At 70.0% G+C, this 13817-nt stretch carries 13 protein-coding genes; 3 read left to right on the forward strand and 10 right to left on the reverse strand.

All coding sequences use genetic code 11. The features are described 5' to 3' along the window. Nucleotides 1-2 precede the first annotated feature (2 nt). A complete protein-coding gene (locus ACIRPU_RS15440) occupies nt 3-1262 on the reverse strand; it encodes an MFS transporter (RefSeq protein ID WP_403866800.1) in 1260 nt (419 codons plus the stop codon). A gap of 121 nt (nt 1263-1383) precedes the next feature. Here ACIRPU_RS15440 and ACIRPU_RS15445 point away from each other — a divergent pair, with 121 nt between their 5' ends. After that, nucleotides 1384-2400: a LacI family DNA-binding transcriptional regulator gene (locus ACIRPU_RS15445; RefSeq protein WP_403866803.1), complete on the forward strand. Its 1017-nt coding sequence runs from the start codon at nt 1384-1386 to the stop codon at nt 2398-2400. A 63-nt stretch (nt 2401-2463) separates the two neighbouring features. Here the strand turns inward: ACIRPU_RS15445 and prcA are convergent, their stop codons facing one another. From prcA to arc, 6 genes are all read right to left on the reverse strand, one after another. Continuing rightward, on the reverse strand, nt 2464-3201 hold the full coding sequence (gene prcA / locus ACIRPU_RS15450) for a proteasome subunit alpha (protein WP_403866806.1): 738 nt from the start codon (nt 3199-3201) through the stop codon (nt 2464-2466). Between the two features lie 62 nt (nt 3202-3263). Then, complete coding sequence (gene prcB / locus ACIRPU_RS15455) at nt 3264-4109, reverse strand: proteasome subunit beta (RefSeq protein WP_403866809.1); 846 nt, start codon at nt 4107-4109, stop codon at nt 3264-3266. Beyond that, on the reverse strand, nt 4061-4654 hold the full coding sequence (locus ACIRPU_RS15460) for an endonuclease VII domain-containing protein (RefSeq protein WP_403866812.1): 594 nt from the start codon (nt 4652-4654) through the stop codon (nt 4061-4063). Before ACIRPU_RS15460 ends, prcB begins: the two co-directional genes overlap by 49 nt. Before the next feature lie 33 nt (nt 4655-4687). Then, nucleotides 4688-4906, reverse strand: coding sequence for a ubiquitin-like protein Pup (locus tag ACIRPU_RS15465; protein WP_020128324.1), 219 nt, complete (start codon nt 4904-4906; stop codon nt 4688-4690). A gap of 188 nt (nt 4907-5094) precedes the next feature. Further along, the gene (gene dop, locus ACIRPU_RS15470) at nt 5095-6606 is read right to left on the reverse strand and encodes a depupylase/deamidase Dop (RefSeq protein WP_403866816.1); all 1512 of its coding nucleotides are present in this window, start codon (nt 6604-6606) and stop codon (nt 5095-5097) included. 233 nt (nt 6607-6839) lie between these two features. Next, on the reverse strand, nt 6840-8606 hold the full coding sequence (arc, locus tag ACIRPU_RS15475; protein WP_355706592.1) for a proteasome ATPase: 1767 nt from the start codon (nt 8604-8606) through the stop codon (nt 6840-6842). Nucleotides 8607-8849: 243 nt separating this feature from the next. Here arc and ACIRPU_RS15480 point away from each other — a divergent pair, with 243 nt between their 5' ends. Beyond that, on the forward strand, nt 8850-9155 hold the full coding sequence (locus tag ACIRPU_RS15480) for a ferredoxin (protein ID WP_403866821.1): 306 nt from the start codon (nt 8850-8852) through the stop codon (nt 9153-9155). Nucleotides 9156-9212: 57 nt separating this feature from the next. On the opposite strand, the gene ACIRPU_RS15485 is transcribed toward ACIRPU_RS15480, so the two are convergent. From ACIRPU_RS15485 to ACIRPU_RS15495, 3 genes are all read right to left on the reverse strand, one after another. After that, complete coding sequence (locus tag ACIRPU_RS15485; protein ID WP_403866824.1) at nt 9213-9791, reverse strand: hypothetical protein; 579 nt, start codon at nt 9789-9791, stop codon at nt 9213-9215. 206 nt (nt 9792-9997) lie between these two features. Further along, entirely contained in the window at nt 9998-10900 is a 903-nt protein-coding gene (locus ACIRPU_RS15490) for a tRNA (adenine-N1)-methyltransferase (RefSeq protein ID WP_046261810.1), read from the reverse strand. A 52-nt stretch (nt 10901-10952) separates the two neighbouring features. Beyond that, a complete protein-coding gene (locus ACIRPU_RS15495; protein WP_403866827.1) occupies nt 10953-12548 on the reverse strand; it encodes a site-2 protease family protein in 1596 nt (531 codons plus the stop codon). Nucleotides 12549-12735: 187 nt separating this feature from the next. Here ACIRPU_RS15495 and ACIRPU_RS15500 point away from each other — a divergent pair, with 187 nt between their 5' ends. Then, nucleotides 12736-13812 (forward strand): RecB family exonuclease, encoded by a 1077-nt coding sequence (locus ACIRPU_RS15500; RefSeq protein WP_403866830.1) that lies wholly within the window; start codon nt 12736-12738, stop codon nt 13810-13812. Nucleotides 13813-13817: the final 5 nt, after the last annotated feature.

The raw sequence follows: 13817 nt of genomic DNA on the forward strand, positions 1-13817 counted from the left end.
CATTACGCCCGATCCCCTGAACTGAAACGGGGTTCGGCAGCACGGTTTGGATCATTTTCCGATGAAGCCGCAACGACCCCACTTCCGACGGGAACTGCCATTACCCGCCCTGTGGCCAGCAAAACCACCAGCGACACGGCGCCCGCGACGGCCGGCACCGTGAACCCCCACGGCGCGCCGCCGGCCTCTACGACCGGACCCGCCAGGCCCGTTCCCACCGACGCGCCGACCGTGAACGTCGTCACCAGCCAGGAGAACGCCTCCGTGACCGTCCCGCGCGGCGCGTGCCGGTCCACGATGACGAACGCGCACGCGATGGCGGGCGCCAGGAACACCCCCGCGAGCGCCGTCAGCGCCACCATGGCCACCGCACCCGGCATCAGCGTCAAGGGCAGGTAACACACCGCCAGAAGCGCCACCAGCCCCCGCAGTCGCCGCTCCGGCGGCCCCGTCCACTGCCGCGCCCCGTACACCACACCGCCGACCAGCGCGCCGAGCCCCAGCGCCGCCATCAGCCAGCCGTACACCACGTCGCCACCATGGTCGTCCGCGTACGGCACGGACGCCACCGTGATGGAACCGAGCGCGACGCCGATGAACAGGAACGCGCCGAGGAGCGCCAGCAGACCGGGCGACCGCAGCGCGCCCAGCCAGTGCGCCGCGCGTGGGGCCGAGCGCCACGCGCGCGAGGGCGGCGACACGACCACCGACAGCGCGCCGGCCACCCCGACCGCGTTCAGCAGCAGCAGGGCCCCCTGCGCCGACCACACCGACACGCACAGGGTCACCAGCAGCGGCCCGACGGTGAACATCACCTCCTGCGCCACCGCGTCCATCGCGTACGCCGTGTGCACCTGGTCCTCACGGCGCAGCACCGCCGGCCACAGCGCCCGCAGGCCACCCTCCAGGGGCGGCGTGAAGAGTCCGGCGGCCGCCACCGTCGTGTAGGCGAGCGGCAGCGGGTCCGTGCCCACGAAGGCGAAGGCCGCCATGGCGAGGGCCGAGACGAGCGCCGCGGGCAACTGGATCCGCGGCTGCCCGTGCACGTCGACCAGCCGCCCCAGCAGCGGCTGCCCGACGGCGTTGGCGACGCCGTACACGGCCGCCAGCGCGCCCGCGAGGCTGTACGTGCCGCCCTGCGCGCGCACGAACAGCACGATCGCGATGGCGGCCGTGGCGTTGGGCAGCCGGCCGACGAGGGTGCCGGTCAGCAGCCGGGCGGCATGCTTCGCCCTGAGGATCTCCAGGTACCCCGCGGCCAATGTCCTGCCTCCGTCGGCTCGCCCGAGGCGGTGAACCCACCTCGAGGTTTTACGTATAACGTCTCTTGTCATACGTACCATGTGCGCTGTTCGCCAGTCCAGACGAAGGAGCAGGCCCACGGTGGCACGAGGTAGCACGCGCCCGACGAGCCGTGACGTCGCCCAGGCCGCCGGGGTCTCCCAGGCAGCCGTCTCCCTCGTGCTCGGCGACAAGTGGCGCGGCCGTGTCTCCGAGACCACCGCGCAGCGCGTACGGGAGGCGGCCCGCGACCTCGGCTACCGGCCCAACCTCGCCGCCCGCAACCTCCGCCTCGGCCGCACCCGCACGGTCCTGCTCGTCGTCCCCGCGCTCACCACGGAGTTCTTCGCCGGCGTCTACACCGGGGCGGCGCGCGTGGCGGCCGAACACGGCTTCGGAGTGGTCCTCTACCCCTCCCCCGAGGGCGTCGGCCCCGCCCGCGACCCCTTCGCCTCCGCCCAGGCCGCCCTCGACGGCGTCCTCGCCTCGTCGATGGCCGCCGACGCGCTGACCGCCATCCGCGGCGACCAGCTCCCCCTGGTGATGCTGGACAGCGACCCCGCCGGAAGCCTCGGCGCCGCCACGGTCAACCTGGACATCGCCGACGGCGTCCGCCAGGTCGCCGACCATCTGCTGGGCCTCGGCCACCGCCGTTTCCTGCACCTCGCCGCCGACATCCCGTCCTGGACCTTCGAGGTACGCGCGCGTGAACTCGCCGCCCGGGTCGGCGCGGCGGCGGGGACCACTCTGCGCACCGCCCCCGCCCCGATCTCCATCGACGGCGCCCTGGCCGCCGCGGAGGCGGCGCTGAGCGCTCCGGGACCGCGGCCCACCGCCGTCGTGTGCGACGACGACAAGCTCGCGGCGGGCGTCTACAAGGCCCTGCGGCGCCTCGGCCTGCGCGTCCCCGACGACGTGTCCGTCACCGGCCTGGACGACCTCGCCCTGGCCACCGCCCTCGACCCCGAGCTGACGACGGTACGACTGGACGCCGAGCTGTTCGGCGAACGGGGCATGCGGGCCCTCCTGGCCGTCCTGGAGGGCCGCACGCCGGACGGCGGGGACATCCCCGTCGAACTGGTCGTACGGGCCTCCACGGCGCCGCCGAACGCCTCCTGAGACGCCCTGCGCCCCGGCCGAATCAATCGACCGGGGCGCACAGGGCGTGAAACGCGGACGGTGTCACTCCTCGTCGGAGCTCTCCGCCTCCGTCGCGGCGCCGTCCGTCTCCAGCAACCGGCCCAGCTGACGGCCCACGATCCGCTTGAACTTTCGCGACTGCGGCCGGGTACGGTCCAGCACGGCCACTTCCAGGCGCTCGGCGGGGATCTCCCGCTCCGTGCCGTTGGTGTCGCGCGACAGGGCCTGCACGGCCAGCTTCAGCGCCTCGGCAAGGCTCATGCCGTCCTGGTGACGCTGATCCAGGTAAGTGTTGATCTGCTCGGCATTGCCGCCGACCGCCACCGAACCGTGCTCGTCCACGATCGAACCGTCGTGCGGCAACCGGTAGATCTGGTCCCCGTCCGGCGTGGCGCCGACCTCGGCCACCACCAGTTCCACCTCGTAGGGCTTCTCGCCCGCCGAGGAGAAGATCGTGCCCAGGGTCTGGGCGTACACGTTGGCGAGGCCTCGGGCGGTCACGTCGTCACGGTCATAGGTGTAACCACGCAGATCGGCGTACCGGACGCCACCGATCCGCAGGTTCTCGTACTCGTTGTACTTGCCGGCGGCCGCGAAGCCGATCCGGTCGTAGATCTCGCTGAACTTGTGCAGCGCGCGGGACGGATTCTCACCGACGAACACGATGCCGTCGGCGTACTGGATCACGACGAGGCTGCGCCCGCGCGCGATGCCCTTGCGGGCGTACTCGGCGCGGTCGGCCATCGCTTGCTGGGGTGAGACATAGAACGGCGTCGACACCGGTTATCCGTCCCTTTCTGTCGAAGTCACTGGATCACCTGGGATGAGAACGGGGCCGCCGGCTACAGCAGGGCGGCGCGCGGGCCGTCCGGCTGCTCCAGGCGACGCGCCAGGATCGCGCGGGCGATCTCCGACGACTCCTCATCGGTGAGCCGGCGGAAGCCGTCCTCGGTGATCACGGTGACGATGGGGTAGATCCGGCGCGCGACATCGGGACCACCGGTCGCCGAGTCGTCGTCCGCCGCGTCGTAGAGGGCCTGGACCACGAGGGTCGTGGCCTCCGCCTCGGTCAGGCTGTTGTGGAAGAGCTTCTTCATCGCCCCGCGCGCGAAGATCGAGCCGGAGCCGGTGGCGGCGTAGTTGAGCTCCTCGGAGCGGCCGCCCGTGACGTCGTAGGAGAAGATCCGGCCCCGGTCCCGGTCCACGTCGAACCCGGCGAAGAGGGGCACGACCGCCAGACCCTGCATGGCCATGCCCAGGTTGGAACGGATCATGGTCGACAGCCGGTTCGCCTTGCCCTCGAGCGAGAGCTGGGCTCCCTCGACCTTCTCGAAGTGCTCCAGCTCCAGCTGGAACAGCTTCACCATCTCGACGGCCAGGCCGGCGGTACCGGCGATTCCGACGGCCGAGTACTCGTCAGCCGGGAAGACCTTCTCGATGTCGCGCTGCGCGATGACGTTGCCCATCGTGGCGCGACGGTCACCGGCGAGGACGACGCCACCGGGGAACGTCACGGCGACGATCGTCGTGCCGTGCGGCGCCTCGATCACACCCTGCGTCGGGGGCAGCTGCCGCTTGCCGGGCAGCAGCTCCGGCTGGTGGTCGGAGAGAAAGTCCATGAAGGACGAGGACCCGGGCGTCAGGAAGGCAGCCGGTAGACGCCCGGTGCTACGAGTGTTGGCTTCCATGGAGTTCCTTCCAGGTAAGCGGCTGCCCGACGAACAGCGTCGGGATCATCTCCCAACTTGCCGATGGCCGAATTGCAGTTGAAGCACAGTACGCCTCGGACCCTACCCGTCTCGTGGCAGTGATCCACATGGACGGCCGAAGCTTTCAGGCAGATCACGCAGAGACCCATCTGAGAGGCCACCATCGCGTCACGCTCGGCTTCGGTCATGCCGTAATGGCGCTTCAGGTGTCCGCGGCGCCCCTTGACTGCTTTGCATGCCTTGCAGCAGGTCGCAAGGCCGTCGGACGCTGTCGCGTTGCGGTGCCACTCGCTGTGCGGCTTGATCTCCTCACAGCTGCGGCAGAACTTGTGCCCTTCGGGCGTCTCCACCCGCGGCCGCACGTTCCGGCCCTTCGCGAGTTGGCGAGCCTGGTGATATGCCGCCCAACACTCCCGGCAGTAGGCCTGCAACCCGTCCTTCGCCGCTCTGTTACTGGCGAAGGCTGCCCGTGGCTTCGACTCCCCGCACCGCGAGCAGCTCTTCACAACATCTTCGATCGCCAATTCCAGAGCCGCCCATAGCCTTCAATTCGAAGGCTACTCGCCGCCCTTCTGGACGAAACTTCGAACGAAGTCCTCGGCGTTCTCCTCGAGGACATCGTCGATCTCGTCAAGAACCGAGTCGACGTCGTCGCTCAGCTTCTCCTGGCGCTCCTTGAGGTCCTCCGAAGCCTGCGCCTCGGGCGCCTGCTCCTCGACCTCCTCCGTGGAGCGCGTCGCCTTCTGCTGGCCGCCGCCGGTGTCCTTGGTCGCCATAACCCTCACCCCGCTCTTTCGCCCGACATGGTCGACAGGTCGGCATTCCTGCCGATCGGTGATGATCAGACCCTACAAGCCGGGTCCGACATCGGCCCCGCAGTTGCCACAACGTACGGGAGCCACCTCGATGATTCCCGGACGGGAGGGTTTCCACCCCGTCCCGGAGATTGCGTCCGGGTCGTCGTTCAGCCGCCCGAGAGGACCTTGACCAGGTCTTCTGCCGTGCGGCAGCGGTCCAGGAGCTCCTTGACGTGATTTCGCGTTCCGCGAAGAGGTTCGAGGGTTGGGACGCGCTGGAGCGAATCCCGACCCGGCAGATCGAAGATCACCGAGTCCCACGAGGCGGCGGCGACATCGTCGGCGTACTGCTCCAGGCAGCGGCCGCGGAAGTACGCGCGGGTGTCCTCCGGGGGCTTCGTGACCGCCCGCTCGACCTCGCCCTCGTCCAGCAGACGCTTCATGCGGCCGCGGGCCGCGAGACGGTTGTAGAGGCCCTTGTCGGCCCGTACGTCGGCGTACTGGAGGTCCACGAGGTGGAGACGGGCGGCGTCCCAGTCGAGGCCGTCACGGCGCCGGTAGCCCTCCATGAGCTCCCGTTTGGCGACCCAGTCCAGTTCGCCGGCGAGGCTCATGTGGTCGTTCTCCAGACGGTTCAGGGTGTCCTCCCAGCGCGCGAGGACGTCCTTCGTCTGATCGTCGGCGTCGGAGCCGAACCGCTCCTCCACGTACTTGCGCGACAGCTCGAAGTACTCCATCTGCAACTGGACCGCGGTGAGCGTACGGCCGCTGCGCAGGGTGACCAGTCGCTTCAGGGTCGGGTCGTGGGAGACCTGGTGGAGGGTGCGGACCGGCTGGTCGACCGCCAGGTCCACCGCGATGAAGCCGTCCTCGATCATCGACAGGACCAGCGCCGTCGTGCCCAGCTTCAGATACGTCGAGATCTCGGAGAGGTTGGCGTCGCCGATGATCACATGGAGGCGTCGGTACTTCTCCGCGTCGGCGTGCGGCTCGTCGCGCGTGTTGATGATCGGGCGCTTCAGCGTCGTCTCCAGGCCGACCTCGACCTCGAAGTAGTCGGCGCGCTGACTGAGCTGGAATCCGTGCTCATGGCCGTCCTGGCCGATTCCCACGCGGCCGGCGCCGGTGACCACCTGGCGCGAGACGAAGAAGGGCGTCAGGTGGCGCACGATGTCCGAGAAGGCGGTCTCCCGCTTCATCAGGTAGTTCTCGTGCGTGCCGTAGGAGGCGCCCTTGTTGTCGGTGTTGTTCTTGTAGAGGTGGATGGGCTGCGCGCCGGGCAGTGCGGCGGCACGCTCGGCGGCCTCGGCCATGATCCGCTCGCCGGCCTTGTCCCAGAGGACGGCGTCGCGGGGATTGGTCACCTCGGGCGCGCTGTACTCGGGGTGGGCGTGGTCGACGTAGAGGCGTGCGCCGTTGGTGAGGATGACGTTGGCGAGGCCGATGTCCTCGTCGGTGAGCTGGCTGGAGTCGGCGACCTCGCGGGCGAGGTCGAAGCCGCGCGCGTCCCGCAGCGGGTTCTCCTCCTCGAAGTCCCAGCGGGCCCGGCGGGCCCTGTGCATCGCCGCCGCGTAGGCGTTGACGATCTGGGACGAGGTGAGCATGGCATTGGCGTTGGGGTGGCCGGGGACGGAGATGCCGTACTCCGTCTCGATGCCCATTACTCGCCGTACGGTCATGCGGCCCTCCTTGCCCGGCGGCACCCTCGGTCGTGGGCGCCGCTCAGATACCGGTGGTGCTCCGGTGCGTGTGCGGTGCCCGTCCCCGCACTGCGCGACCCGGCGGTACGGAAGAGCCTAGAACGCCTCCGCGCTGGTGGGGAGATCATTTGCGTCATTGCCTTGCTCCAGCCGTGGCCCGGAAAGCAGTCGGCTGCGGGTACCCGTGGTGGGCACCCGCAGCCGCCCCGCTCTTACAGGTACTGTCCGGTGTTCGCCACCGTGTCGATGGAGCGTCCGGTGTCCGCGCCCTGCTTTCCGGTGATGAGGGTACGGATGTACACGATCCGTTCGCCCTTCTTTCCGGAGATCCGGGCCCAGTCGTCGGGGTTGGTGGTGTTCGGCAGGTCCTCGTTCTCCTTGAACTCGTCCACGCAGGCCTGGATGAGGTGGGAGACGCGAAGGCCCTTCTGGTTGTGGTCGAGGAAGTCCTTGATGGCCATCTTCTTGGCACGGCCGACGATGTTCTCGATCATCGCGCCGGAGTTGAAGTCCTTGAAGAAGAGGACTTCCTTGTCGCCGTTGGCGTAGGTGACTTCCAGGAAGCGGTTTTCCTCGGATTCGGCGTACATGTGTTCCACGGCCGTCTGGATCATGCTCTGGACGGTGGTGGTCCTGTCGCCGCCGTGTTCGCCCACGTCCTCGGAGTGCAGGGGCAGGCGTTCGGTGAGGTACTTCTGGAAGATGTCCTTGGCCGCTTCCGCGTCCGGACGCTCGATCTTGATCTTCACGTCGAGCCGGCCGGGGCGCAGGATGGCGGGGTCGATCATGTCCTCACGGTTGGAGGCGCCGATCACGACCACGTTCTGCAGGCCTTCGACACCGTCGATCTCGGCGAGGAGCTGCGGGACGATGGTGTTCTCCACGTCCGAGCTGACGCCGGAGCCACGGGTGCGGAACAGGGACTCCATCTCGTCGAAGAAGACGATGACGGGGGTGCCCTCGGATGCCTTCTCCCTCGCACGCTGGAAGACGAGACGGATCTGCCGCTCGGTCTCACCGACGTACTTGTTGAGGAGTTCGGGTCCCTTGATGTTGAGGAAGAAGCTCTTGCCGGTGGCCTGACCGGTGACCTCGGCGACCTTCTTGGCCAGCGAGTTGGCGACGGCCTTGGCGATGAGCGTCTTGCCGCATCCGGGAGGCCCGTAGAGCAGGACGCCCTTGGGCGGGCGCAGCTCGTGCTCCTTGAAGAGGTCCGGGTAGAGGTACGGGAGCTCGACGGCGTCGCGGATCATCTCGATCTGGTTGCCCAGACCACCGATCTGCTCGTAGCCGATGTCCGGGACCTCTTCGAGGACGAGTTCCTCGACCTCGCTCTTGGGCACGACCTCGTAGACGTAGCCGGAGCGGGGTTCGAGCAGGAGGGCGTCGCCGGGGCGGATGACGACGTCGAGGAGCGGCTCGGCGAGCCGGACCACCCGTTCCTCGTCGGTGTGCCCCTGCACGAGGGCGCGCACGCCGTCCTCGAGGATCTCCTTGAGGGTGACGATGTCGCCGACGCTCTCGTACTCCATGGCCTCGACCACGTTGAGCGCTTCGTTGAGCATCACTTCCTGGCCGCGCCGGAGCTCTTCGAGCTCGACGCCGGGGCTGACGTTCACCCGGAGCTTGCGGCCCCCGGTGAAGATGTCGGCCGTGCCGTCCTCGTTCGCCGTGAGGAAGACACCGAAGCCGGCCGGCGGCTGGGCGAGCCGGTCGACTTCTTCCTTGAGAGCCACGATCTGGTCGCGTGCCTCACGGAGTGTGTTCGCGAGTCGCTCGTTCTGGGCGGACACGCCGGCCAGGTTTGTCTGTAGCTCGACGATCCGCTCTTCGAGAATCCTCGTGTGTCGCGGAGAGTCGGCGAGCTTGCGTCGCAGGACGGCGATCTCCTGCTCAAGGTAGGCAATCTGCCCGGACGGGTCGTCGGACCCTCGTCCCGGGCGGATGCCGCGGTTCATGTCGTCGTCGTGGGCTGCCACGGTCCTCACCTCCTCCAAGGGGAGCTGGACGCTTCCAGACCCTACCTGGGTGGGTGTCGATTGAAACCCCTAGATCACAAAGACTGTCGGGGTGTGTCCGATCTTCACCCTTGCGCTCTCCCTCACGCCAGGGGAATACCCACCGAACACGGTCCGGAAGCCGCCGAGGGTAGGGTCGAAGTGTTCAACACCCGTCAGAGCCTGCATCGTTCCCTTGCGGCTCGGCGGTAAACGGCAGGAGATATGGGCGTGCAGCAGGAGACCGGTGTCGGCAGCGAAGAGCTGGAGGTCTGGATCGACCAGGATCTCTGTACCGGCGACGGGATCTGCGCCCAGTACGCGCCCGAGGTGTTCGAGCTGGACATCGACGGCCTGGCCTACGTCAAGGGCGGCGACGACGAGCTGCTCCAGGCCAAGGGGGCCACGACCCCGGTGCCGTTGCCGTTGTTGACGGACGTGGTGGACTCGGCGCGGGAATGCCCGGGCGACTGTATTCATGTGCGCCGCGTTTCGGACAGCGTCGAGGTCTACGGTCCGGACGCGGAGTGAGCTCACGGACGCGCACTGTCACACCTGTCTGATTTCTCACAGGGCCGATGGCCCGGATCAGACGCTGTGGGCGCCCGCGGGCGTCGAGCGCATGAACCTGTCGTCCTTCCACTGCCACTTGGCGCTGTCCTTCACGTCGGGACAGCAACTGGGTACGTCGGCCGTGGAGTAGCCGAGCAGCGTGGCGAGGACGGCTCCGTCGGTGACGGAGAGGCTCGTGACGGTGTTGCGGGCCTTCGGGTCGACGAGGGTCGCGACCACGCGCGCGTGCGTGCTGTCCGCGCCCTGGGTGAGGACGTAGACGCCGTCGGGCGGGGTTCCCATGGGGGCGTCGCAATGGACCGCGGCGACGGTCTCCGGGGTGCCGTCGCCGTCGAGGTCGCCGCTGGCCTTCTTGACCACGAGCGCCTGTACGGGGCCGCATTCGAGCGGGAAGTCGACGCCGGTGGTGGCGGGGGCCGCGGTGGTGACCGGAGCGGGCTTGGCGTCCGGGCCCGCGGCCTGGGCGGCTGTCGCGGGTTTGGGTTGCAGGAGCGAGGAGAAGGCGACGACGCCGGCGAGCGCGGCGGCGGTCGCGACCCAGTGGATCGGCCGGGTGTGGGTGTGTGCCAGTTCCGGGACGGCGGATTGCTGCACTGGCAGTGTCTCCTGTGGTGGCTGTGCCGGTGGGGGTGGGGGATTGGCCAGCATCGTGCCACACGTCACAGGGTGGGGGAACGGCGGGGTACGGGATATCGGACGCGGATCCGGGACGCGTCGGCCTTCGCTGTCGAGCCGTGTCGGCGGAGGCCGGATCGGTCTCCGGTCGGCGCCTTGTCGTTGGACGCTGTGCTGGGGCGGCGTCAGCGGCCGCTGCCTCCGTCGGCGTTGGGACCGGTGTAGTCCTCGCCGTAGGCGCCCTTGGCGGGGCGGCGGCGGCGCATCGGCGGCTCGACGCCGTCGGCGAGGCGACGGGCGGTGAGCAGGAAGCCGGTGTGGCCGATCATCCGGTGGTCCGGGCGGACCGCCAGGCCCTCCACGTGCCAGTTGCGGATCATCGACTCCCAGGAGGTCGGCTCGTTGAAGGAGCCGATCTCGCGGATGGACTCGACGGTGCGGGCGAGCTGGGTGGTGGTGGCCACGTAGCAGCACAGGATGCCGCCGGGCACGAGCGCCTTGGAGACGGCCTCCAGGCACTCCCAGGGGGCGAGCATGTCGAGGATGACGCGGTCGACGTCGGTGTCGGACAGGTTGTCCTGGAGGTCGCCGACGGTGAGCTGCCAGGCGGGGTGCGGGCCGCCGAAGTAGCGCTCCACGTTCTGCTGGGCGATCTCGGCGAAGTCCTCGCGGCGCTCGTAGCTGTGCAGCATGCCCTGGTCGCCGATGGCGCGCAGCAGGAAGCTGCTGAGCGAGCCGGAGCCGACCCCGGCCTCGACGACGCGCGCGCCGGGGAAGATGTCGGCGAAGGCGAGGATCTGCCCCGCGTCCTTCGGGTAGACGACGGCTGCCCCGCGGGGCATGGACAGGACGTAGTCGGGGAGCAGGGGGCGCAGCGCGAGGTAGGCGACGTTCCCGGTGGTGCGGACAACGCTGCCCTCGGGAGCACCGATCAGTTCGTCGTGCGGGAAGGAACCCTTGTGGGTGTGGAAGTTCTTCCCGGCCTCGAGCGTGAACGTGTAGTGGCGGCCCTTGGGGTCGGTCAGCTGAACCTGGTCCCCGACCTTGAAGGGCCCGCGCCTGCGGGCGGCACCGGTCGGTTCGGACATGTGAACAGCCTACCGGGGTTTGCCGGGGCCGCCGACCACGGGGACGACCACGCTAGGACGGCCTGGCCATGGCCTTGACGAAGGCGCGCTCGACGTCGGCGGCGGACAGGACACCGAAGATCTCGCCGGTCTCCTCGACCACGAGGTACTCGGTGGCCGGGGTGGCGCGCAGGACGTCGAGGAGGTCCTCGCCGGCCAGCTCGGCGGAGACGCGCATGCCGTCGGTGAGGTCCTGGGCGAGGCCGCTGACGGCGACCCAGGGGCGGCGGTGTTCGGGCACCCCGACGATGGCGGCCTCGCGGACGAGGGAGAGGGGTTCGCCGTGGGCGTCGACGACGACCAGGGCCCGGGCGCCGGCGTCGTTGGCGCGGCGCAGGGCCTCGGAGAGGGGGGTGTGGGTCTCGACGGGGACGGCACGCCGGGTGAGGGTGCGGGCGCGCAGTTCGGGGAGGTGTTCGCGCAGGCGGGCCATGCGCAGGCTGTTGCCGGCGCCGGTCCAGATGATCGCGGCGAGGATGGCCGCGAGGAGGGCGTCGGTGACGGTGTCCATGCCGACGCTGTCCTCGGCGCTGGAGCCGAGGGCGCCTGACTGCGTGAGCAGGGGCAGGCCGATGAGGACGGAGACGGCGAGGGCCCGGCCGACCCAGGCGGCGGCGATGGTGCCGTTCATGGGCTTGCCGGTGAGCTTCCAGACGACGGCGCGGAGCATGCGGCCGCCGTCGAGAGGAAGGCCGGGCAGCAGGTTGAAGATCGCCACGATGAGGTTGGAGATCATCAGGCCGGCCAGCAGGACGCCCGGGACGGTGCCGGGCTCCACGGGCTGCATCGCGAGGTAGAAGACGCCGGCGAGGACGAGGGAGAGCAGCGGGCCGACGAAGGCGAGCCAGAACTCGCGGCCGGGGGTCTCGGCCTCCTTCTCGATCTCGGAGACGCCGCCGAAGAACTGGAGCTGGATGCGGCGGACCGGGAGCTTGAAGCGCAGGGCGGCGATGGTGTGGGCGAGTTCGTGGATGAGCACGGAGGCGTAGAAGGCGACCGCGAAGAAGAGGGAGACGAGGTAGCGCAGGGCGCCGAGTTCGGGGAGCACTCGGTCGAGCTGGTTGCCGAAGACCCAGGTGATGAGGGCGGCGACGAGGAACCAGCTGGGCGCCACGTAGACGGGCACACCGAAGGGGCGCCCCATGAGGAGGCCGCCGCGCGGCTGCTCCGGGGGACGCTGGGGCGGGGGGCCCTTCGGGAGGGCCGGCACGGAGGCGGGGGCAGGGGTGGGGGTGGGAGGTACCCGTTGCCCGGCCTCGGGTTCGGCCCCGACCTCGGGTTCGGCCCCGACCTCGGGTTCGGCCCCGGCCTCGGTTTCGCCCTCGCCGACCCCGTTCGCACCGGTCGTGCCGTGGTCGTCGCCGGGGGTCGAGGGCTCCTGCGGAGCGTCCCCACCGTCGGCGGACGCGGCTTCGGCGGACGCGGCTTCGCTCGGCGCCGGTGCCTCGGACGTGGCCGGCGCGGGTTCCGCGTCGGGCGTGGCCGGGCCGGGGGTGCCGGGGTCCGGGGTCTGCGCGAGGTCGGTGGCCGGAGACGCAGGTGTCGCGGGGTGCTCGGCCGACTGTTCGTTGTCCGGCCGCGGCCGCCCGGTCCCGCCGCTTTCCACCACGGTGTCCCCTCGTCGAAGCGTCCCCCGCTCGTACAGGGCGGGAGGGTCTCGGACCGATGGTATGCGGCGGTCGTGACGTGTTCCGCCCCGGCACCCCCCGTGTTTCCCCGGTCGTCGCCGGTGTTCGGGACGAGCCGGGGTGCGCGCGCTGGGTGACTGTCAGTGGTGGGCCGTAAGGTCTGGGGTCATGGAGAGCAGCAGCGAGGGCGTCGCCCGGGTGGACGACGGCGGTGTCGTGGAGGATCCGGCGCATACGGAGACGAGCACCCCGGCGACGGCCGCCCCGGAGTCGGCCGCCCCGGAGGCGATCATCCCGGGCCCGGCGGTCCCGGGCGCGGTGGTCCCGGGCGCGGCGGTCCCGGACGCGGTGGTCCCGGACGCGGTGGCGACGGCCGTCGCCGCCAAAGCGCCCGCCTCGCTCTCGCCCTCGCGGGCCGGTGACTTCATGCAGTGCCCGTTGCTGTACCGCTTCCGGGTGATCGACCGGCTGCCGGAGAAGCCCAGCCCGGCGGCCACGAAGGGCACGCTGGTGCACGCGGTCCTCGAGCGGCTGTTCGACGCGCCGGCGGCCGAGCGGACCGCGCCGCGGGCCAAGTCGCTGATCCCGGGCCAGTGGGACCGGCTGCGGGAGTCGCGGCCGGAGGTCGTGGAGCTGTTCGCCGACGATCCGGAGGGCGAGCGGCTGGCCGGCTGGCTGGTGGAGGCCGAGCGGCTGGTCGAGCGCTGGTTCACGCTGGAGGATCCGACGCGGCTGGAGCCCGCCGAGCGGGAGCTGTTCGTCGAGGCGGAGCTGGAGTCGGGGCTGCGGCTGCGCGGGATCATCGACCGGGTCGATGTCGCGCCCACCGGCGAGGTGCGGATCGTCGACTACAAGACGGGCAAGGCGCCCCGGCCGGAGTACGCCGAGGGCGCGCTGTTCCAGATGAAGTTCTACGCCCTGGTCGTGTGGCGGCTGAAGAACGTCGTCCCCCGGCGGCTTCAACTCGTGTACCTGGGCAGCGGCGACGTGCTGACGTACGACCCGGTCCTGGCCGATCTGGAGCGCGTCGAGCGCAAGTTGCTCGCGCTGTGGGAAGCCATCCGGCTGGCGACGGAGACGGGTGAGTGGCGTCCCCGGCCGACCAAGCTGTGCGGCTGGTGCGACCACCAGGCGCACTGCCCGGAGTTCGGCGGCACTCCCCCGCCGTATCCGCTTCCCGTGACGCTGCCGGTGAGGGCGGCGGAGTCCGAGGGCGGGGCTCAGGGCAGAATGGGGCCGGGCTAAAGAAG

Source organism: Streptomyces sp. NPDC102259, assembly GCF_044766465.1.
Lineage (GTDB): Bacteria > Actinomycetota > Actinomycetes > Streptomycetales > Streptomycetaceae > Streptomyces.